The sequence below is a fragment of the Sulfitobacter sp. CB2047 genome (assembly GCF_000735125.2).
GTDB lineage: Bacteria > Pseudomonadota > Alphaproteobacteria > Rhodobacterales > Rhodobacteraceae > Sulfitobacter > Sulfitobacter pontiacus.
Genome location: NZ_CP072613.1, coordinates 1 through 21,358, shown reverse-complemented (window position 1 = coordinate 21,358; position 21,358 = coordinate 1). Strand labels below are relative to the sequence as shown.

Below are 21,358 nucleotides of genomic sequence, written 5' to 3'. Positions count from 1 at the left end.
ACCCAAAATCAAATCGCGGCTAGAGAAGCTTCTCGGCCGCGATTTTGCGTTTTGCCAGCTTCTTGCGATAGGCCAGATCCCAATGGCCGTATTTGCCCAGACGTTCCTGTTGTGCGGTCAGCATCTGGATAAAGCCCACGCGGTGGCTTTCTTTCTTCAGCGATTTGAACATGGATTTCTGCGCCTTGGTCATCGAACACCCGATGCAATGGCCTTCGCGTTTGAACTTGCACACGTCGATGCAGGGGCTGGGTGTTTTTGCCATGGGAAACCTTGCTGATTGATCCGGCGGTTTGCTCCCTGTCCGTGCAGGGTGCCAGCGGTAGCCTATGCCAGCAAAACCACGGCCGCGCCAGTGGGGGCGCGGCCGTGGTCGTTCAAATCATCGTTTGCCGAAGGGGGATCAGGCGGGATCAGCACCAAAGACACCGCAGGCAATCCGGTCGCCCGCATTGCCTGAAGGTTGCGAGCTGTAATCGTCCTGCCCGCCGTGGATCACAAAGGCAGCGCCGTCGTCATCCATCAGATGCTCTTCGACATTCAGGAACGGCAAGAACACTTCCTGCTCTACGGTGCCATCACTGCCCACCGTGACATTCGGCATATCACCGGGGTGTGGGCCACCGGCGGTCAAAACGCCATGCTCGCGGTCCCCCGCGATATGCCCGCCAGCGGATTTGAACCCGTCGCCGGAACAATCACCGGTTTCATGCAAATGCACCGCGATGCCCCCTGCGGGCAGGTTGGACAGCGACAGTTTTGCCAGCGCCACGCCGGACTCGGTATCCTGGACCGTCACGGTTCCGACCTCTGCCCCTTCGGCATCCATAACCGGCGCAGTCGTCTCGGCGGCGAAAGCGGCGCTTGTCATCAGCCCGCAGGCCACGGCGGTGGTGAGTGCGAATTTCATTGGAATCTCCCTTTTCATGCTTGGGTTTGAACCGGCCAGCTGTGGTCGATTGGTCAAAGACCAACCCGCCGCATTTACCCAAAGTTCCAAGCCCTCTCGCCCGCACGGCCAAACAACGCCCATCGGCAGAAGTTAGCCGCCCGCCGAAGGACGCGGAACCGCTGTGCCGCCTCTGTCGTTTCAACTACAGGTAACCACAACACAGGAGAGTTTCGACATGACTGCGACATCACATTCTAGCCTCGTATCTTCCTCTGACGTGAATGGTACGACTGTTTACAGCCGCGACGGCACGCATATCGGGTCCATTGATCATCTGATGATCGACAAGCAATCCGGCAAGGTCGCCTATGCCGTGATGGGCTTTGGCGGGTTTCTGGGCCTGGGCGAGGATCACCACCCCGTGCCGTGGGGCAAGCTTGAATACGACACCGCCAAAGAAGGCTTCGTGACCGACATCACCGAAGAGCAGGTTAAAGGCGCACCAACCCGCAGCGACGGTTGGGTGACAGACCGCGAATGGGAACGCCGGACCCACGAACACTATATGGTGCCGAACTACTGGATCTGATCCACAGAAGTTAACAACCGCAGACCGTCCCCACATCGGGGGCGGTCTTTTACTGTCACCGCCCTACATCCAGACCAATAGCTTTCAAGATACCGGATTGCCCCCATGCCCAGTTCCGCCCCCTGCCCGCCTCTCCCGCACCCGTCTTGCGCGCAGGAGACACGCTGATGTGGGAAGATCTGCTGAACGAATTCTCCCTCGCCCCCAGCCTGCCCCTGTCGGTCGTTGTGGCTCGCACCCTTGCGACGGTGGTATTCTGCGGTCTGATCGGGCTTGAACGCGAAACCTCCAAACGGCCCGCGGGTCTGCGCACGCATATGCTGATCGGCCTCGCGTCGTGCATCTACTGTCTGCTGACCCTCGCCCTGCTCGCCCGCAGCGCCGAATTCGGCGATACCATCCGGATGGACCCCCTGCGTATCATCGAGGCGGTGACCAGCGGCGTCGCTTTCCTTGCCGCGGGGCTGATCGTCTTTTCCCAAGGCAAGGTGCGCGGCCTGACCACGGGGGCCAGCATGTGGGTCGCCGCCGCCGTTGGCGTGGCTTGCGGCTTGGGCGAATGGACGATTGCAGGCATGACCGTGATCCTCGCGCTGATCATCATCGCGCTGGTGCGCAAGCTTGAAAAACGCGCAGGCACCTATGAAGAGCACGACTAGCCGCGGCCATCGGCAGCAATGCAACAGTTTGTGACCCAGAAACACGCGCCCTTGTTTTACAACCTCGGCGAAATACCCTAGCTGCATAGCAAATTCATATGAGGAATATCACGATGAGCGTTCGGGTTTGGATTGCAGGCTGTGCCGTATTGGCGCTGGCTGCTTGTGCGGATGTACAGACCACCACTGACAAGATGACAACGGACGACGGGTTCTTCAAGGAACTGCCCGAAGGGGTGCGCCTGGTGGCTGCCAAGAACCAGGATCTGACCGCGGTTAAGATCGACCCCAGCAACGGATGCTACGTCTATCGCTACCGCGGGCCGGTCGAAACAACCTTCCTGCCCCTGCGCGCCGACAATGGCCGTCCGATCTGCACCCAAACGATCGCGGCAGCTGCGGCGGGCTAATCGCGCCCCTCGTCTTGACGTAAAAAGGCCGCCCGAAGCATCTCGCTTCGGGCGGCCTTTTCATATCTGCAAAGGTCGGGACTTAGGTCGCAGCCGTCACCAGCTCTTCAGGCGGGTACAGGACCGCGCGCGATCCGGTGTTCACGTTCTCGTACAGATCGTTGATATGCGCCATGATCATCCGCACGCAGCCAGAGCTTGCACGTCCGCCGATCGATTGCGGGTTAGGCGACCCGTGGATGCGCAGATAGGTGTCGCGGTTACCGACGAAAAGATACAGCGCACGCGATCCCAAGGGGTTCTGCGGGCCTGCGTCCATCCCATCGGCGTGTTGTTCATAAAGCTCTGGATCGCGGCGGATCATGTTCTGCGTCGGCGTCCAAGTTGGCCATTTCGCCTTGCGCTTGATCGTATAGGTGCCGGGCTCGTACAGGTCACCCCGCGCGATCGCCACGCCATAGCGCATGGCGGTGCCATTGTCCTGAATGTGATACAGATACCGCGCGACCGCATCGACGTGGATATCGCCCGGCGTCAGACCGGGGTTCGCCTCGACCAGTCGGGGCAGAAAGCGGGGCGCGACGCCCCAAGGGTTCGTCGTTGCAGGATCGTAGCCCGCAGGCGTTACCTGCGCATCCCATGCGTCCCACATCGACTTGTCTGTTGTCGCCGCGGCGGCGAGACTGGGGGCCAGAGGGGCAGAAAACAACGCGGCAGCGGAGCTGGTGATAAAATGGCGTTTGGTCAGCATGCGTGCACGCTCCTATTTAGTTAGTGCTTGACGATGTAACCCCCAATAGCGCGACCCTGTTCCCAAGAACCAGTCACATGGCTGTGTGAGTTTGTTTCGGCCCGCGCAAACTAGACCGCCCCCGGCAGAAACGCCACGACTAGTTTCGCCAAAATTTTTTGCAAAACTGCGGAACAACTCGTTCACGCGGGCGTTATTTAGACAAATGACCAATCATTTGGGTTTCGTATGCCAACGTATTCCAGACGATCAGTTCTATTCGGCTTCGGTGCCGCAGTCGGCCTTGCGTCCCTGCCGCGCCATGCCTTTGCCGCTCTCGATGGCACCCCGTTCACCTTCCTGACCGATTCCGAGGCCCGAAGCCTCGCACTGCTCTGTGACACGCTGATCCCGCAGGATGATTTCCCCTCGGCCAGTCAGGCTGGCGTGGTCGATTTCATCGACCTGCAACTTGCGGGCGGATATGGGCGCGGGGAACACCTGTATATGGACGGGCCCCACCCCCAAGGCACGCCCGAGCAAGGCTACCAATCTCCCCTACGCCCCGCCGAGCTCTGGCGCGAGGGGCTGGCGGCGATGCAGACCGTCATCGGCCCGCTTGAAGGGCAACCGCAATCCGCGCTCGACCAGCTGATGACCGACCTGTCCGAGGATAGGCCCGCGCTCGCCGGTCGTGTCGGGGCCAGAACATTCTTTACCGAACTCCACGCCCTGACGAACCAGGGCTATTTTGCCGACCCGATCTATGGCGGCAACAAGGGCTATGCCGGTTGGCAGATGGTCGGCTTCCCCGGGGCCTTCGGATATTTCACCGATACGGTTGACGCCCACAATCGCCCCTACCGGCAGCCCCCCATGGGCATCGGGCATCAACCGGGCACAAGCGACTTCAACTGGGAAAGGTAGATCATGGCACGGCGGCTGGCGAAAACAGATGTGGTCATCATCGGGGCCGGTTGGACGGGTCTGACAGCTGCATATGAACTTGCCCATGCTGGCAAACGCTGTGTGGTGCTGGAACGCGGATCCTACCGCCACGACGCCGATGATTTCGCCGCTCCCAAGGAACATGACGAACTGAAATATGCGGTGCACCACGCGCATATGATCAACACCCGCAAAGAGACTCTGACTTTCCGCAACAACGCCAGCCAACAGGCGTTGCCGATGCGCAGGCTCGGGTCGTTCCTGCCCGGTGTCGGGCTTGGCGGCGCGGGTATCCACTGGAACGGCCAGCTTTGGCGGCCCCTGCCCTCCGACCTCGAAATGCGCACCCATTACGAAAACCGCTATGGTGCCGACTTCATTCCCGATGATCTGAATGTGCAGGATTGGGGCGTTACCTATGACGAGCTTGAACCCCATTTCGATTTCTACGAGAAAATCTGCGGCACCTCCGGTACAGCAGGCCAGATGGCAGACGGCCCGCGTGAAGGCGGCAACCCCTTCGAAGGGCCGCGCAGCGCCGATTATCCCAACCCACCCATGCGCCAGCCCATCGGCCCCACCAAATTCGGAGAGGCGGCGCAAAAGCTCGGCTACCACCCCTTCCCCCTGCCCGCCGCCAACGCCACCAAGGAATACACCAACCCCTACGGCGCCAAGCTGCATCCCTGCACCTATTGCGGCTTTTGCGAACGCTTCGGCTGCGGCTACTACGCCAAGGCCGACCCGATCATCTGCGTCTATGACCAGATCAAATCCCACGAGAACTTCGAGATCCGCTATCAGGCGCAGGTCCTGCGGGTCGAGAAGTCAGAGGACGGCAAGACCGCCACCGGCGTCACCTATCTGACCGACGCGGGCGAAGAGGTGTTCCAGCCCGCCGACATCGTCTGCATGAACGCCTATGGCCTGTGGAACGTGCATCTGATGCTGGTCTCCGGTCTGGGCAAACCCTACGACCCGAAAACCCGCACGGGCACCGTGGGCCGGAACTATGCCTATCAGACGATGGCAGGCGTGAACGTATTTTTCGATGATCAGGTGGTGACCAACCCCTTTATGGGGGCGGGGGCGCTTGGCACGGTGATCGACGACTTCAACGGTGACAACTTTGACCACAGCGATCTGGGGTTTCTGGGCGGCGGCTATATCGCCTGCACGCAGACCAATGGCCGCCCGATCAACTACCAGCCCACGCCCGAAGGCACGCCCGCATGGGGCGCCGACTGGAAACGTGCCGTGCGCGAGAATTACCTGCACCACGCCAGCCTGACCGTCCACGGGTCATCCATGGCGACGCCCGATAACTACCTTGACCTCGATCCCACTTGGAAAGACGCCTATGGCCGCCCGCTGCTGCGGATGACCTTCAACTTCCCCGAAAACGACCGGCGCATGGCCGACTATGTGATGGGCAAGGCGCATGAGATCGCGCGCACTATGGAGAACGTGACATCCACCTCCGCCAGCAACCGCGCGGCAGAGGGCAGTGACTATTCCATCGTGCCCTATCAGACCACCCATAACACCGGCGGCACGGTGATGGGCACGGACCCGACCACCAGCGTCGTGAACCGCTTTGGCCAGATGTGGGATCATCACAACGTCTTTGTCTTTGGCGCAGGGCTGTTTCCGCAGAACCTTGGCTACAACCCCACGGGGCCGCTGATGGGCGTCGCCTATTGGACGCTCGATCACATGAAGAACGACTATATCGCCAACCCGCGCCCGCTGATGGACGCCTGAAGCAGAGGAGCCGCCATGAAAATCCCTCACCGCCCCCTGCTCTGCCTCGCCCTCGCAGCCTTTTTGCCCGCGCTGGCCACCGCGCAGGCGATCCCTGCGGATCAGCCCTATGGTACGGCGCGCGATCTGTTCAACATGACGGTCGATACGCCGCCCGACGCCGACACGCTGGCACGGGGGCAGGCCATCGCCCTGCAAGGCGCGGGCGGTGTGCAATCCTGCGTGACCTGCCACAGCGTCGACGGTCAGGGGGACGGGTCGGGCAGCTTCCCACGGCTTACCGGACAACCGGCGTGGTACCTTGACAAGCAGCTGGATGACTATGCCAGCGACGCGCGGCCCGACGACCTGATGACGCCCGTCGCGCAATCCCTCTCTCAAGACGACCGCGCCGCGGTCAGCGCCTATTACGCCTCTCTCGCCGCGCCGCTGCGGGTGGCGCGCGGGCAGGTCTCGGTGCAAGATATCCAGAAAGGGGCCGCCATCGCGCGGGCCGGATCGCCCGACAAGGGCCTGCCCGCCTGCACCAACTGCCACGGCCCCGATGGCACGGGCAACCCGCCCTCGGTGCCCTATCTTGCCGGTCAATACGCCAACTACATGGTGCTGCAACTGGACCGCTGGAAACGCGGCCAGCGGGACAATGACTTTGGCGGCATGATGTCCGCCATCGCCCGCAAAATGACCGCCGAGGATATGCGCGCCATCAGTGAATACTACGAGCGTGTGGCCAACCCGCTGACGACGAAAGACCCTCAATGACCCTCAACGCCCCCTCCCCCGCAACGCAACAGAACAGGAGGCCCCATGTTTGACTGGATCACCGGCCTGCTGGATGCCGCAGGCTATCTGGGCGTCGCGTTTTTGATGTTCGCGGAAAACGTCTTTCCACCCATCCCGTCCGAGCTGATCATGCCGCTGGCGGGGTTTCTGGCCTATCAGGACCAGATGAACTTTGTCGGCGTGGTGATCGCGGGCAGCATCGGGTCGCTGGCGGGCACCTACCTCTACTACATCATCGCGCGCAAGATCGGGCACGACCGCGTGCGGCACCTTCTGGAAAAGCATGGCCGCTGGCTCACCATGTCCCCCGAGGATCTTGACCGCGCGTCGGACTGGTTCGACCGCCACGGCAATCTGGCCGTGCTCATGGGGCGCATGGTGCCCGCGATCCGCACATTGATCTCGGTGCCCGCGGGGCTGACGCCGATGCATCACCTGCCGTTTCTGGCTTTCTCGCTGGCGGGCACGGTGATCTGGAACACATTGCTGACCGGGCTCGGCTACGCGCTCGGGTCGCAATACGATCTGGTCGCGGACTACATGAACCCCGTGTCCAACGTTGTCATCGGCGCCTTGGTGCTGACCTACATCTACCGCGTGATCCGCAAGAAAGGCGGCAGCGCACAAGACGCCACGGGCTAGCCGTCGCTACGGGCGTGAACTGGTGACGGCTGTGATGTCGGGGCCACGCCCCCGGCAAGGGGGGGAAGGGAGTGTCCCATGACCAAGGATGTTTCAACAACGCCGGATCAAGACGGCGAGAAAACCGAACTCAAACGCGTGATGGGGCCCGGCTTGCTGCTGCTGTTCGTGGTGGGCGATGTCTTGGGCACAGGGATCTACGCGCTCACAGGCGAAGTCGCGGCAAAGGTCGGCGGCATCGTCTGGCTGCCGTTCCTCGTGGCCTTTGTCTTGGCCACCGTGACCGCTTGCAGCTACCTTGAACTTGTCACCAAATACCCCAAGGCCGCCGGTGCCGCGCTTTATACGCAAAAGGCCTTTGGCGTGCATTTCCTCACCTTCCTTGTGGCTTTCGCTGTGATGTCCAGCGGGATCACCTCGGCCTCTACCGCCTCGCAGGCTTTTGCCGAGAATTTCGGGAAAAGTTTCGGTCTGGGCGACGGGGCCTTCCTGATCACTGCCATCAGCATCGGCTTTATGGTGCTGCTGGGGCTGATCAACCTGCGCGGCGTCGGCGAAAGCGTGAAGGCAAATGTGGTGCTCACCTGCATCGAACTGACCGGCCTGCTGATCATCATCATGATCGGGGCCGCCGCGCTCATGGGCGGGCAAGGCGATTTCGGGCGCGCGTTCGATTTCAGCAGCGCCGGAGAGCAGGGGCTGTTCTGGCCCGTGATCGCCGCGACCACGCTGGCCTTCTTTGCGATGGTCGGCTTCGAGGATTCCGTGAACATGGCCGAAGAAGCCAAGAACCCCTCGCGCATCTTTCCCAAAGTCCTGCTCGGCGGGCTGCTGATCACCGGCGTGATCTATCTGCTGGTGTCGATCACCGCCATTGCCCTTGTCGACGCAAAGGCCTTGGGCGAAGGGGCCACCCCCCTGCTCAAGGTCGTCGAAGCCGGCGCGCCCTGGTTCCCGCTCAGCGTCTTCGGCATCATCACCATGTGCGCCGTGGCAAACTCCGCGCTGATCAACATGCTGATGGCCAGCCGCCTGCTGTACGGGATGGCGCAGGAAAAAGTCCTGCCCTCCATTCTGGGCAAGGTGCTGCCCAAGCGGCGCACGCCCTATACGGCCATCGTCTTTACCACCGGGCTGGCGATCGCGCTGATCACCTTTGTCGGCACGGTGCCTGATCTGGGGGGCACCACGGCGCTGCTGCTGCTTGCGGTGTTCACGCTGGTCAATATCGCCGTGCTGGTGCTGCGCAGCGATACGGTGGACCACGACCATTTCACCAGCCCCCTCGGCCTGCCCTATATCGGCGCGATATCTTGCGCCTTTTTCGTCGGCCCGTGGACGGGGCGCGACAGCGTGCAATACCTCATCGCCGCGGTGCTGATCGGCTTGGGTGTGGTGCTCTGGGGCGCGACCGTGTTCTACATGAAATCAAAGGGGCAAGACCCGCTTGCCTCGGACATGGACAAATTGTCAGAGTGAAAGGAGCCCCCTTGCAACACCCTTGGCGCATCTGTGTAATCGCCCCGGCCGCCCTGCTTCTGGCAGGCTGCGAGGGGCGTCAATCCGTGCTGGCCCCCGCCGGTCAGGACGCGTCGGATGTGCTGAACCTCTTTTGGGTGATGCTGGTCGGCGCGGTGATCCTGTGGGGGCTTGTCGCGCTGCTGTTCGTCTATGTCACACGCATCAACCCCGGTGCCATGCGCCGCCGCACCGCCGAGATGCTGATCGTCGGCGGGGGCATCCTCTTTCCCGTGGTCCTGCTGGGGGGGCTGCTGATGTATTCCCTGCCGCTGATGGGACCGACCCGCGCCGAAGGGGACGGGCTGGTCGTGCGGGTCACCGCCGAACAATGGTGGTGGCGCGTCGAATACCAACAGCAAGGGGAGACCAGAACAATCGTCTCGGCGAATGAACTCCGCCTGCCCGCCGGTGCCCGGACCGAGCTAGTGCTGAACGCCCATCGGGTGATCCACTCCTTCTGGGTGCCGGCCCTTGGCGGCAAAACCGATATGTTCCCGGGGCGTGAAACCCGCATGACCCTCGCGCCCACCGATCCCGGCATCTACCGTGGCCAATGCGCCGAATTCTGCGGCGCCTCCCATGCGTTGATGGCCTTTGAAACCGTGGTGATGCCCCCCGATGAATTCGACCAATGGCTGAGCGCAGAGGCGCGCGATGCCAAGCCACCCCAAGGCGCGCTGGCCCAAGCCGGCGCGACCCTGTTCCTTGAGGAAGGCTGCGGCGCTTGCCACACCATTCGTGGCACCAAAGCCATCGGCAAGACCGGCCCCGACCTGACCCATCTGGCAAATCGCCACTCGCTTGCCGCGGGCACCCTGCCCCTGAACGCGCAGGCCATCGCCACATGGATCGGCCACACCGACACGATCAAACCCGAGGTCAATATGCCCACCTATGACTTCCTGTCCGACGACGACCTCGCGGCGCTGGCCGCCTATCTGGGGGGGCTGGAATGACCCGCAGATACCCCGATGTGCTGCAACCCGAAGGCACCTACCCCCCGACCGAGGATATGCTCGCCGAACCCGTCCCGCAGGATGTTCAAGAGGCGCAGAAAAAACGCCTGCGTGCAGCTTGGATAACGCCGCAAGGCTGGCGCTACTGGTCAGCGGTGAACAACACCGAGGTCGGCATCTGGTACACGATGACCGCGTTCTTTTTCATGCTCTGCGCCGGTATTCTGGCGGTGCTCATGCGCACCCAGCTTGCCGTGCCCGAGAATGATTTCCTCGACGCCGACCGCTATAACCAGTTCTTCACCATGCACGGCTCGGCGATGATGTTCCTCTTTGCCGTGCCCATGTTCGAGGCAATCTCGATCCTGCTGCTGCCCGGGATGCTGGGGGCGCGCGACATGCCGTTCCCGCGGCTCAGCGCCTATGGCTACTGGTGTTTCCTGATCGGCGGCATCTTTGTCTTCGGGTCCATCCTGTTCGATTCCGGCCCCAAGGCGGGCTGGTTCATGTACCCCCCGCTCGCCACGAAGGAAGAAGGCATCGGCCCCGATATCTGGCTTCTGGGCCTCTCGTTTATCGAGGTCGCCTCCATCGCCGCGGCGGTCGAGCTGATTGTCGGCGCGCTCAAATGTCGCCCGCCGGGGATGCGCGTCAACATCATGCCGCTTTACGCGTGGTATGTGATGGTCGTGGGCGGCATGATCCTCTTCGCCTTCCCGCCGCTGATTGCGGGGGATTTCCTGTTCGAACTCGAACGCTCCTTCGATTGGCCGTTCTTCGATCCCGTTCGGGGCGGCGACCCGATGCTCTGGCAGCATCTGTTCTGGATTTTCGGCCATCCAGAGGTCTACATCATCTTCCTGCCCTCCATCGCGATCGCCGCGATGATCGTGCCCACCGTCGCACGCACGCCCATCGTGGGCTATTCGTGGATCGTGCTCAGCGCGGTCGGCACCGGGTTCTTGTCCTTCGGGCTGTGGGTGCATCACATGTTCACCACCGGCCTGCCCCAGATCAGTCTGGGGTTCTTCTCTGCCGCGTCCGAGGCCGTGGTGATCCCCACCGGCATCCAGCTTTTCGCCTTTGTCGCGACGCTGATGGTGGGACGGGTCAAGATGACCCTGCCAATGCTCTGGATCGCGGGGGCGCTGGCGATCTTTGTGGCGGGCGGTCTGACAGGGGTGATGCTGGCCATCGTGCCCTTCAACTGGCAGGCCCATGACAGCTACTTCGTCGTGGCCCACCTGCATTACACGCTGTTTGGCGGCATGGTCTTTCCGGTCATGGCGGGGGTCTATTATTTCTTCCCCTTCTTCCGCAAAAAGCTACTGTCCGAAACCCTTGGCCGTTGGGCCTTCTGGCTGATCTTTGTGGGCTTCAACGTCACCTTCCTGCCGATGCATCTGACGGGGCTCAAGGGGATGCCGCGCCGGATTTTCACCTATCCGGGCAGCGCGGGCTGGGACTGGCTCAATATGATGTCCACCGTCGGGGCCTATATCACCGCCGCAGGCTTTGCCGTCTTCGTCTACGATCTGCTGCGCCCCAAAGCGTACCAAGGCCAGATCAAGCGCAACCCTTGGGGCGGCGGCACGCTGGAATGGGCCCATGATGTGCCCGAAGAAGCATGGGGCAACCGTTCGGTGCCCTATATCACCTCGCGCTACCCCCTGTGGGACCAGCCCAAACTGGTCGAGCGTATGGACGCGGGCCGCTACTATCTGCCCGACGCCCCCGAGGGCAAACGCGAGACGCTGATCACCTCGGTCATCGACGCGAAACCGCTGATGGTACAGCGCGTCACCGGCCCCGCGTGGATCACCATGCTCGCCGCGTTCTTTACCGGCGGTGCGTTCATCTTCCCCACCTTCCACATCTACGAACCCGCCATCGTCTGCGGCGCCTTCGCCATTGTCTGCGTGCTCTACTGGCTCTGGACCAGCACGGCACAGGTGCCGGATCAAGAACGCAAGGACGTGGGTCTTGGCCTCAGCCTGCCGACCTACGCCTCGGGGCCGACCTCTGTCGGATGGTGGGCGGTCTGGATCACGATGCTGGGCGACAGCACCGCCTTCGCCAGCCTCGTCTTCGGGTTCTTCTTCTACTGGACCGCGCGCCCGGACTTTATCACCATCGGAGCGGACCACGCCACGGGCGCCGCCGTCGCGCTCGGGGTTACGCTGTTTGTCGTCTCATGGGCCGCGACCGTGCTCGCGCGCGAGGTCAATAAACGCAGCCATATCACGCTGGCACGCATCGCATTGGCACTGGCGGCGACCTGCACCGTGGGCGGGGCGGGGCTGATCATCCTGTCGGTCCTCGACCTTGAGCCCACAACCCATGTCTACCCCGCGACCATGTGGGCGCTGATGGTCTGGCTGGTGGCGCATTCCGTGCTGGGGGTCATCATGCAGCTTTACGCGCTGGCAGGGTCGATCTTTGGCAAGGTGACCCCGCAATATGACGCCGATCTGTGCAACGTGACGCTGTTTTGGCACTTCATGGTGCTGACCGCATTGGTCACCGGCTTTATTCTGGGCGTGGCCCCAAGGTTGCTGGCATGAACCAGATCTCCACCGAAGAAGAGCAAGAGGAATTCCACGAGGAACAAGACAGCCTCTGGCGGCTCGCCCTCAGCCCCACGCTTTGGGCGCTGCATTTCGTGATCTGCTACGGTGCCACAACCGTATTCTGCGCCGATCACATCCTCGGCGTGGATTACCTTACCACCCTGCGCCTTGGCATCGGGCTGCTGACCATAGGCGTTCTGGCGGCGATCGTCTGGCTGGGCTGGGGCGCGTGGCGGCAATGGGATGTGGTGCGTGACCGCGAATGGGAAAACGACGCGGGCAACAACGAGGACCGCCACCAGTTCATGGGCCACGCGGCCTTCCTGCTGTCGCTGATCTCGGCGGTCGGGGTGATCTATGTCTCGCTCCCCGTGCTGCTGATCGCCAGCTGCGCATGACCCGCGCCGCGACATATCTGGGGTTTGCCCTGCTTGGCCTGCTCTGGCTGGTGCCGCTGGAACGGCTGACCGGCGCCGCCTTCCCCGTCCATATGCTGCGCCATATGGGGCTGGTCGCCGTGGTCGCACCGCTGCTCGCCTTCGGACTGGGGGACCGGCTGCGCTGGCTGATGATCTCTCCGCTGATCGCGACGGTGCTTGAATTCATGGTGGTCTGGGCATGGCACCTGCCGCAGCTGCACGGGATGGCCTATCTGCTACCCGCGGGCTTTGCGCTGGAACAGGGAAGTTTCCTGATCGTCGGACTGCTGGTCTGGGTCAGCGCCCTGCGCGCGCACAACGGGCTGGCAGGGGCCGGATCGCTGCTGCTGACCTCGATGCATATGACCCTACTGGGGGCGCTGCTGATCCTCGCCCCCCGCGATGTCTTTGCCGAGATTTGCGGCCGCGCCGCCGACCTTGGCGGGCAACAACTGGGCGGGCTGCTGATGCTGGGCATCGGCACACCGGTCTATCTGATCGCCGGATTGTGGCTGGTGGGCCGTGACCTGCGCAGCACCGACCCCGCACCCCAAACGTAACGGAGCAAACGCAATGAGAACCGTGATCAAAACCCTGATCGTTCTGGCCCTGCTGGGGGCTGTCGGCGCGGTGACCATCGTGGGGCTGGGGCTGTTCAACGTCTCTGCCCGCGCGGGCCATATTCCGGGCGTGTCCTGGGTGCTGCACACCGCCTATCGCCAGTCGGTCAAACTCCGCGCCCCTGACGCCGAACAGGTGCCCGACCTGTCCGACCCCGATCTCGTCGCCCTCGGCGCGGGGCATTTCGACAGCGCCTGCAGCTTCTGCCACGCCGCCCCAGACCGGATCCATTCCGCCACCGCCGACGCCATGTCGCCCGAACCGCCCCATATCACCGACGCCGTCGCTGACTGGCAGCCGCAACATCTGTTCACCATCGTCAAAGACGGCGTCAAGATGAGCGGCATGCCCTACTGGCCCGCCGAAAACCGCGAGGACGAGATCTGGGCCATGGTCGCCTTTCTCACCCATGTCCGCGAGATGGAGGGCGCGGGCTTTGACGCGCTGCTGGCGTCAGACGCACCGTCCGACGACACCGCGCTGACCTATTGCGCGTCCTGCCACGGCGCGACGGGCGACAGCAAAGGCAACGGCCATATCCCCCGCCTCGATATCCTCGATGAAGGGTACATGCAGGACGCGATCACCGCCTATCGCACCGGCGCGCGGGACAGCGGCTTTATGGCCCATGCGGCAACGCAGCTTCCCCCCGATGACCTGACCCGCGTGATCCGCCACTATGCCGCATCCGCGCCCGATGGCCCGACCCCGACAGCCCCCCTGCCCCCGGCAGAGCTTGATCTGATGGAGCAAGGGGCCGGCGTCGCCGCCATCGGCAATATCGACGCGCCGTCTTGCGCGTCCTGCCACGGCCCCGGTCTGGACCAGACCAAACCCGGCTTCCCGCGCATCAGCGGCCAGCCCCGCCCCTATCTGGCGCAGCAGCTGAAGCTTTGGCGCGAGGGCACACGCGGCGGCGGCCCCCGCAAAGAGCTGATGGAAAAAGCCGCCCGCAATCTGTCAGATGCCGAGATCGACGCGCTGGCGCTGTATTATTCCCAGCTTCCGGCGGAGTAGGCAAAAAGGGTAACCCTAGTCGAGCGCGTCGTAATCGTTGCGCAGAAACATCTTTTTGCGCCGCGACCAATGCAGCCCGACATCGCGGGCCGTCCGCTCCATCCCGCGGTGCAGGGCGCGGTGCCGCAGATAGGGCACCCAGCTGCGCAGCTTGATCACATTCGGGTCGCCAAACCCGTCCACGATCAGCGGTTGCCACTTACCCTCCTGCTGTCCCCAGACGATGCTGCGGGAGTTCAACCCCGGGGCCACCACCCCAAGCGCAAAGACCGCGCGCGAGAAATCGTTCAACGCCTTCAGCGCTGCCGTATCCAGCAGATCCCGCGCGACGAATTCGTCCAGCGTCATCCCCAGACCGCCGCCTTCCGGCCCGACCCGCTGCATCAACAGCCCCAGCCCCATATCCGTCCGCATCACCCCGTTGGTGAATGCAATCGGCGACGCAATACCCGCGTCATGGCTGCGAATCCGCACTTCGATGTCATGGGTCAACTGGCGCAACAGCATGCGGTGTCGCGTCGTCGGGAAATGTTTGTAAAGAAACGGTCTGACCCGCCCCGTGTCCGCCGCCCGCAGCGCTTTCATCGGTACTTTCACAACAAGATCATCGGGCGCTTTCACAGCAAAGACCGCCCGGCCCTGCTCTTGTTTAAGCAACGTACCGGTTTCCATCTGAAGCAATTCGGCTGACTGTGTCATCTACACTATTTATCTTTAACTGTTGGTACTTACTAAGCAGAGCGTGTCACAGCGCATGCGTAACCTAAAGTTGCGAACACTGTCAAAAATTATCTTAAAAAGGGCGGTCGAACGCCGCGGATGCGCAATATTTCGCACAGCGAAATGCTGAGACCCCGCTTGACATTCCCCTGCGGCACTTTGATTGACATGCGTTAAGAACGATAGAAACCATAGAAAAGGGTGGAATGTGCGTTTTCTCGCTGGAGTAGCATCCCTCATCTGCGCTGTTAATCTGATTATCGGAAAAGTCTTTTCCTGGCTCGCGCTGGCCATTGTCGTCGTCTGCTTTACCGTAGTGGTACAAAGATACCTCTTTGCCACCAGCTACGTCTGGATGCAGGATCTCTATATCTGGCTGAACGGGGCGATGTTCACCGCGGTGGCAGGCTTTGCCCTACTGCGCGACGATCACGTGCGCGTCGACATCTTTTACCGTCCCGCCAAACTGCGCACCCGCGCCATCACCGACCTGATCGGGGTGTTCGTCTTTCTGCTGCCCTTCACATGGATCGTCTACATCTATTCGATGCCCTTCGTGCAGCGCGCATGGGGCTATCACGAAGGCTCTGCCAATGTGGGCGGGATGCCGGGGCTTTATATTCTCAAAACCTTTATCATCGTCTTTGCAGCCCTGATTGCGGCGCAAGGCATTGCCATGGCAATCCGGTCCATTCTGGTGCTTGGCGGCAGGGCTGATCTTGTGCCCGCCGCGATGCAATACAGCCCGGACGCCATCAAACCCGCCACCACCGAGGGAGCCGCCTGATGGACCCGATCATGATTGGCGAGATGCTCGCCGCGCTGATGTTCTTTGGGGTCATCGGCTTTCTGCTTCTGGGCTTCCCCGTAGCCTTCACCCTTGCCGGCACTTCGTTACTATTCTGCGGTGTAGGCATGGCTTTGGGCGTGTTCGACCCGTCCAACTTCGGGTCTTTGCCCAACCGATATATCGGCTTTATGACGAACGAAGTGCTCGTCGCCGTGCCGCTGTTCATCTTCATGGGCGTGATGCTGGAACGCAGCCAGATCGCGGAACAACTGTTGCTCACCATGGGCAAGATGTTCGGCAATATGCGCGGTGGGCTCGGGATCTCTGTGGTGCTGGTCGGGGCCATGCTCGCGGCCTCTACCGGTGTGGTGGGCGCGACCGTAGTGACGATGGGGCTGATCTCGCTGCCCGCGATGCTACGGGCGGGCTATGACCCGAAACTGGCCACCGGCGTGATCTGCGCCAGCGGCACTTTGGGCCAGATCATCCCCCCCTCTACCGTGTTGATTTTCATGGGCGATATGCTGTCGGGCATCAACTCGCAGGTGCAGATGGCCAAGGGCAACTTTGCCCCCACGCCTGTTTCTGTCGGGGATCTTTTTGCCGGGGCCCTGCTGCCCGGGCTGCTGCTCGTATCGCTCTACCTCGGGTATGTGCTGTTCAAAGCCGCAACAGACCCTAAGTCCTGCCCTGCCACCCCCGTTCCAGCGGATGAGAAATCAAAGCTGCTGCGCGAGGTCTTTGTGGCGCTTGTCCCGCCTTTGGCGCTGATTTTGGCCGTGTTAGGGTCTATTCTGGGCGGCATCGCCACCCCGACAGAGGCCGCATCCGTCGGTGCCGTCGGGGCCATGATCCTCGCCGCATTGCGCTGGCGTCTGTCCTTTGGCGTGCTTAAGGAAACGATGGTATCGACGGCAACAATCACCAGCATGGTCTTTGTGATCCTGCTCGGGGCCTCGGTCTTTTCGGTCGTATTCCGCATGATGGGCGGCGACAATCTGGTGCATGAATTCCTCAGCAATCTGCCGGGCGGGACGCTCGCTGCGGTGGCGGTGGTGATGATCATCATGTTCTTCCTGGGCTTCATCCTCGACACCTTCGAGATCATCTTTATCGTGATCCCGATCACTGCACCGGTGCTGCTGATGCTGGATGTCGATCCGATCTGGCTGGGGGTGCTTGTGGGGGTGAACCTGCAAACGTCCTTCCTGACCCCGCCCTTCGGCTTTGCGCTGTTCTACCTGCGCGGCGTCGCCCCGGCGGACCTGCCCACCAGCGCGATCTACAAGGGCATCCTGCCCTTCGTGATGCTGCAGGTAGTGGCGATTGCGATCCTGTTCATGTTCCCGCAGATCGTGACCTGGTTGCCGAAACTGATCGCAGGCTAAAGCCCCTGCCCCAGCACGAAAAAAGGCCCGGTGGAAACACCGGGCCTTTTCTGTATCCGACGGGCGGATCTTAGTATTTCAGGAAGCTCTGACGCGCCTGAATGTAGGGGCTGTCGATCTTCTCTGTCCGGGTGCGGACAAGGTTCAGCGCTTCGACAAAGCTGTCTGCGGTTTTCTTGACCAGCGGGTCGTCGCTGCTGCGCAGTTCCTCGACCACCTCGACCGAGGCTTTGGCACCGGCTTCCATGATGTCGTCGGGGAAGTTGCGGACGGTCACGCCGTGCTCTTCCACCAGCGTTTTCAGCGCGCGTGGATCGTTGGCATAGAAGTCCGCCGCAACCTGATCGTATTCCGCTTGGCTCACATCACGAATGATCGCCTGCAGGTCTTCGGGCAGTTCCTGGTACTTCTTCTTGTCGACGACAAGCTCGGTCGCGAGGCCGGATTCAACGAAGGACGGCATGTAGTAATTCTTGGCAACCTGATGGAAGCCGAGCGCCAGATCGTTGTAGGGGCCGACGAATTCGGCCGCGTCCAGCGTGCCCGATTGCAGCGCCTGAAAGATCTCGCCCGCGGCCATGTTGGTGACCGTCGCGCCCAGTTTCTCCCATACGCGACCACCAAGGCCGGGGGTCCGGAAGCGCACGCCTTTGACATCGTCAAGGCTGGTCAGTTCGTCGCGGAACCAACCGCCTGTCTGCGTGCCGGTGTTGCCCGACAGGAAGCCCTGAACGCCGAACTGGTCATAGATCTCGTCCCAGATTTCCTGACCGCCCATATAGCGCATCCAGGCTGTCAGCTCTGGCGTGGTCATGCCGTAGGGCACGCCGGTAAAGAAGGACAGCGCGGGCGACTTGTTCTGCCAATAATAGGCCGCACCGTGGCTCATCTCGGCGGAGCCATCGATCACGGCGTCCAGCGATTGCAGCGGCGGCACCAGCTCACCAGCGGAGTAGACCTGCACGGTCAGACGGCCACCGGAGGCCGCTGTGATACGGTCGGCCAGACGCTGCGCGCCGACACCCAGACCGGGGAAGTTTTTCGGCCAGGTGGTAACCATGCGCCAGGTAATGTTGCCTTGGGCGACGGCGGGTGCGGCCAGCGATGAAGCAACGGCCCCTGCCCCCGCAACGCCTGCGCCACGAATAAATGAACGACGATCCATGATGTTTCTCCCGAGATCAAAAATATGTCGATAAGGTCTTTCTGACATCTGCCAGCCCTCCCCTATGGGCGCACGTTAATCCCGCGTTTCAGGGGATGTCCATGGGTCAACGTCGGGTTCTAGTGCCGATATGGCGGAATCACGGTGAAATCTGCATCTTTCAACCGCAAAGCTGTTTTGAATCAAAGCGTTAAGCCTATATTCGCGCCTAAAACCCCTTGTTTTATTGGAAAATGGGGCAATTGCGCTCTTTGCCATTCAACGCACAAAAAAGGGGACGCTTCTGCGCCCCCTTCCCCGCCATCTTTCTCATTTACCCTTGCCGGTTACCCATGGGTAACCCGACGCGCGGTGGTTACCCATGGGTAACCGGGTGGGCAGTGGTTACCCATGGGTAACCGTTTACCGGATGCGCGGCCCGTTGCTGAGCACCTCTTCAAAGGCGCGCACCGCTTCTTCCAATTGCTTCTTGGGCATGGTGGCAAAGTCGATATCGCTCATCAAACGGCATTCGCCGTGGCGGGCGGTGACCTTGGTCTGACCGACGTAGAATTCAAATTTCTGCTTTGGCTCTGCCTTGGAGGCGGGCTTCTCTGTCGGCTCGTTCGAAGTGGTCAGAAAATCCTTGAGGATTTTATTCTGCTCGTCCGGTGTCGACGCATCGGAGAGTTTTTCCTGCAAGACGCTGGCTTGATCCGGTGTGCGCAGCGCGCGCGCGACATCGACGCCCAGATTGCGCGGCACGGCCTTGGGCCACTGCAAGCTCCCTTCCAGAGCAGAGAGAAGGAAGACGAAGCTTTTGATGTAAGACCGCTTGGTCTTGTGCAGCGCGCTGTACAGACGGGTCACCAGCTCTGCCGGGTCGATTTCTTCGACCGCGTCGTCCTTGGCGGCGGTGATCGCCACCTGTGCCATCTCGGCAAAGGACAAGTCTTCGCGCACGACGTTCTCTTCGACCATATCCACATAGCGCGAAATGCGGTCATCCTCGCCGACCTCTACCCGCGCGGTGATCGTGCCAAAGCGGTCGTCTTTGGTTTCCGAAAACAACTGAGACAGGGCGGTGAAACGGCGCCAGCCTTTCTTGAGCTGGTAGCGCCCGTTCGGCCCGACATAGACCTCGACGGGTTCGCGCTGCCCCCGTTCGCGGATCGAGGATTTAAGCTCCTCCATCTCGTCGGACTGCGCGACTTCTTCCAGCGCGAGCCGATCGCGCGGCAGATCGTCGGTGAAGATTTCCGACAGGTCGATCTGGTAGAGCACGCGGCCTTCGCCTTGGGCCTGCCGGAAAGTCTTGGCGTCTTCGGCGTTGCGCCGGCGCTGTTCGATTTTGGCTTCGGTTGCCTCTTGCAGGTTTTCAGCCACGTCCCGCACGGCGGCGCCCATGGGCCCTGGCTGGCGGTTGCGGCGGCTGCCGGATGTGGGGGCTTCTACCGGGGCGAAGCCGAATTTGTTTTTACTGCTCATTCTGCCTTCTCCTTACGTTTTCCGTTTTCTTTCCACGCTTCGAGCACGGTTTGCAAAAACTCGTCATAGGCACGGTCGAAACTCTGCCGCGCCCGTTTCCATGTTTCGCGCGTCATCTGGCGATAGTCCTGTTCGTAAACCGACATCTGGAACCGGCCCGACTGTTCGACCGCGCGGGTCATTTCAATCGGGTGGGCGCAGACGTCGGCACCGAAGACGTTCTTGAACGCGTCGATCATGGCGCTGTGCAGCGGATTGTTGGATTCAAAACGGGTCATAAGTAAACGGATGTCGGAAAACTGTTTAGGAAGCGTAATGCCTGCGTCCGCTGCGAGGCTTGCAAACCCTTCCGAGATATCGGCCATCGCGTCGCCAAGCTGGCCCAGATAGCTGGTCGTACTGTCATATTCCCAGTAGCCCGGGCCCGAGGGGATATAGAGGATATCAGCCGCAAACGCGGCGTTTAGGGACTGATAGCCGATGGCGGGCGGGCAGTCGAAAATGATGATGTCATATTGATCGTCGGGCAGTTCATCGAGGTAGCGCGCGACGCAGCCGAAAAAGCTCCATGCCTTGTGGAGCGCGCGGTATTGGGCCGAGGCAAATTCGACGAAGGCCGCGTTGGCGCAGGACGGGATGATGTCGATCGTGGGCCAGCAGGTTGGCTGGATGAATTCCTGGAACCGCTGCGCGCCGATGGATTGCACGTCTTCAGGCAATTCGTCCGCGGCGGGGTAGGGGCAGTCATCCGGGTCATCATAGCTTTCCATGATCCGGTTGGATTCACGGCAGAGGTCGCGACACATGATGCCCCAGACCGTGTGGCTTTCCTTGACCTCGGTCAGCCCCATCGAATGGGTCAGCGTCGCTTGCGGGTCGAAGTCGACGCAGAGCACGCGGTAGCCGTCAAGGGCGGCGGCATGGGCGAGGTGTTGTGCGACGACGGTCTTGCCCACGCCGCCTTTGAAGTTCGACACGGCCACGCGCATGGCACGGCCCCGGGGGCGTTCGGGCAGCAGCTTGCGGCCGCGGAATTTGGCACGGCGGCGCAGCTCGTTGATCTCTTCGAGGCTGAACCAGCGCTGGCGGCCATCCTCTTCGGTGAGCCCCTGGGGCAGGGTCGGGTCGTCCGCCAGCTTCTTGCGCAGGGTGTCGGCGGGGACGTCGAACATGAACTGGCTGATCTCCCAGATCGAGAAGGGGCGCAGGGCCTTGATCTCTCCGGGGGAGAAGGTGGCGCGGCGCACGGCGGCCTGTTGTTCCAAGCTGCGCTCGTTCATGTTAAGAAGGTCGTTGTGATTTCTCAT

At 61.8% G+C, this 21,358-nt stretch carries 22 protein-coding genes; 15 read left to right on the top strand and 7 right to left on the bottom strand.

Annotated features, from left to right (window positions below):
• Positions 1 to 19 precede the first annotated feature (19 nt).
• On the bottom strand, positions 20 to 265 hold the full coding sequence (locus tag IV89_RS00110; RefSeq protein WP_037941374.1) for a DUF1289 domain-containing protein: 246 nt from the start codon (positions 263 to 265) through the stop codon (positions 20 to 22).
• Between the two features lie 138 nt (positions 266 to 403).
• The gene (locus IV89_RS00105; protein ID WP_037941373.1) at positions 404 to 910 is read right to left on the bottom strand and encodes a superoxide dismutase family protein; all 507 of its coding nucleotides are present in this window, start codon (positions 908 to 910) and stop codon (positions 404 to 406) included.
• 217 nt (positions 911 to 1,127) lie between these two features.
• On the opposite strand from IV89_RS00105, the gene IV89_RS00100 reads away from it, so the two are divergent.
• From IV89_RS00100 to IV89_RS00090, 3 genes are all read left to right on the top strand, one after another.
• On the top strand, positions 1,128 to 1,481 hold the full coding sequence (locus IV89_RS00100) for a PRC-barrel domain-containing protein (protein WP_181358616.1): 354 nt from the start codon (positions 1,128 to 1,130) through the stop codon (positions 1,479 to 1,481).
• A 167-nt stretch (positions 1,482 to 1,648) separates the two neighbouring features.
• On the top strand, positions 1,649 to 2,140 hold the full coding sequence (locus tag IV89_RS00095) for an MgtC/SapB family protein (RefSeq protein WP_037941371.1): 492 nt from the start codon (positions 1,649 to 1,651) through the stop codon (positions 2,138 to 2,140).
• Between the two features lie 113 nt (positions 2,141 to 2,253).
• On the top strand, positions 2,254 to 2,550 hold the full coding sequence (locus IV89_RS00090) for a hypothetical protein (RefSeq protein WP_005848750.1): 297 nt from the start codon (positions 2,254 to 2,256) through the stop codon (positions 2,548 to 2,550).
• Between the two features lie 82 nt (positions 2,551 to 2,632).
• Here the strand turns inward: IV89_RS00090 and IV89_RS00085 are convergent, their stop codons facing one another.
• Positions 2,633 to 3,301 carry a L,D-transpeptidase gene (locus IV89_RS00085; RefSeq protein WP_037941369.1) on the bottom strand — a complete coding sequence of 223 codons (669 nt, stop codon included), beginning with the start codon at positions 3,299 to 3,301 and terminating at the stop codon, positions 2,633 to 2,635.
• 228 nt (positions 3,302 to 3,529) lie between these two features.
• Here IV89_RS00085 and IV89_RS00080 point away from each other — a divergent pair, with 228 nt between their 5' ends.
• The 10 genes from IV89_RS00080 (at position 3,530) to IV89_RS00035 (ending at position 14,521) form a co-directional block, all read left to right on the top strand.
• Positions 3,530 to 4,207 (top strand): gluconate 2-dehydrogenase subunit 3 family protein, encoded by a 678-nt coding sequence (locus IV89_RS00080; RefSeq protein WP_037941367.1) that lies wholly within the window; start codon positions 3,530 to 3,532, stop codon positions 4,205 to 4,207.
• A 3-nt stretch (positions 4,208 to 4,210) separates the two neighbouring features.
• Entirely contained in the window at positions 4,211 to 5,992 is a 1,782-nt protein-coding gene (locus IV89_RS00075; RefSeq protein WP_037941366.1) for a GMC family oxidoreductase, read from the top strand.
• 15 nt (positions 5,993 to 6,007) lie between these two features.
• Entirely contained in the window at positions 6,008 to 6,754 is a 747-nt protein-coding gene (locus IV89_RS00070) for a c-type cytochrome (protein ID WP_037941364.1), read from the top strand.
• A 45-nt stretch (positions 6,755 to 6,799) separates the two neighbouring features.
• A complete protein-coding gene (locus IV89_RS00065) occupies positions 6,800 to 7,417 on the top strand; it encodes a DedA family protein (RefSeq protein ID WP_037941363.1) in 618 nt (205 codons plus the stop codon).
• A gap of 78 nt (positions 7,418 to 7,495) precedes the next feature.
• Complete coding sequence (locus tag IV89_RS00060) at positions 7,496 to 8,896, top strand: APC family permease (protein ID WP_037941361.1); 1,401 nt, start codon at positions 7,496 to 7,498, stop codon at positions 8,894 to 8,896.
• A gap of 11 nt (positions 8,897 to 8,907) precedes the next feature.
• Positions 8,908 to 9,894, top strand: a complete 987-nt coding sequence (coxB, locus tag IV89_RS00055) for a cytochrome c oxidase subunit II (protein ID WP_051843789.1) — start codon at positions 8,908 to 8,910, stop codon at positions 9,892 to 9,894.
• Positions 9,891 to 12,458 carry a cytochrome c oxidase subunit I gene (gene ctaD, locus IV89_RS00050; protein WP_037941359.1) on the top strand — a complete coding sequence of 856 codons (2,568 nt, stop codon included), beginning with the start codon at positions 9,891 to 9,893 and terminating at the stop codon, positions 12,456 to 12,458. The genes coxB and ctaD overlap by 4 nt, the downstream gene beginning before the upstream one ends.
• A complete protein-coding gene (locus IV89_RS00045) occupies positions 12,455 to 12,862 on the top strand; it encodes a hypothetical protein (RefSeq protein ID WP_005848768.1) in 408 nt (135 codons plus the stop codon). Before ctaD ends, IV89_RS00045 begins: the two co-directional genes overlap by 4 nt.
• Positions 12,859 to 13,443 (top strand): cytochrome c oxidase assembly protein, encoded by a 585-nt coding sequence (locus IV89_RS00040; RefSeq protein ID WP_005848771.1) that lies wholly within the window; start codon positions 12,859 to 12,861, stop codon positions 13,441 to 13,443. Before IV89_RS00045 ends, IV89_RS00040 begins: the two co-directional genes overlap by 4 nt.
• Positions 13,444 to 13,456: 13 nt before the next feature.
• Positions 13,457 to 14,521 carry a c-type cytochrome gene (locus IV89_RS00035; RefSeq protein WP_037941357.1) on the top strand — a complete coding sequence of 355 codons (1,065 nt, stop codon included), beginning with the start codon at positions 13,457 to 13,459 and terminating at the stop codon, positions 14,519 to 14,521.
• A 15-nt stretch (positions 14,522 to 14,536) separates the two neighbouring features.
• On the opposite strand, the gene IV89_RS00030 is transcribed toward IV89_RS00035, so the two are convergent.
• Entirely contained in the window at positions 14,537 to 15,220 is a 684-nt protein-coding gene (locus IV89_RS00030) for a YrbL family protein (protein WP_037941355.1), read from the bottom strand.
• 229 nt (positions 15,221 to 15,449) lie between these two features.
• On the opposite strand from IV89_RS00030, the gene IV89_RS00025 reads away from it, so the two are divergent.
• Positions 15,450 to 16,028, top strand: a complete 579-nt coding sequence (locus tag IV89_RS00025; protein ID WP_174226630.1) for a TRAP transporter small permease subunit — start codon at positions 15,450 to 15,452, stop codon at positions 16,026 to 16,028.
• Positions 16,028 to 17,419 (top strand): TRAP transporter large permease subunit, encoded by a 1,392-nt coding sequence (locus tag IV89_RS00020; protein WP_005848778.1) that lies wholly within the window; start codon positions 16,028 to 16,030, stop codon positions 17,417 to 17,419. The genes IV89_RS00025 and IV89_RS00020 overlap by 1 nt, the downstream gene beginning before the upstream one ends.
• A gap of 70 nt (positions 17,420 to 17,489) precedes the next feature.
• Here IV89_RS00020 and IV89_RS00015 read toward each other — a convergent pair whose 3' ends face one another.
• The 3 genes from IV89_RS00015 to IV89_RS00005 form a co-directional block, all read right to left on the bottom strand.
• Entirely contained in the window at positions 17,490 to 18,584 is a 1,095-nt protein-coding gene (locus IV89_RS00015; protein WP_005848780.1) for a TRAP transporter substrate-binding protein, read from the bottom strand.
• A gap of 402 nt (positions 18,585 to 18,986) precedes the next feature.
• On the bottom strand, positions 18,987 to 20,051 hold the full coding sequence (locus IV89_RS00010; protein WP_037941353.1) for a ParB N-terminal domain-containing protein: 1,065 nt from the start codon (positions 20,049 to 20,051) through the stop codon (positions 18,987 to 18,989).
• Positions 20,048 to 21,358, bottom strand: a complete 1,311-nt coding sequence (locus IV89_RS00005; protein WP_107277637.1) for an AAA family ATPase — start codon at positions 21,356 to 21,358, stop codon at positions 20,048 to 20,050. The genes IV89_RS00010 and IV89_RS00005 overlap by 4 nt, the downstream gene beginning before the upstream one ends.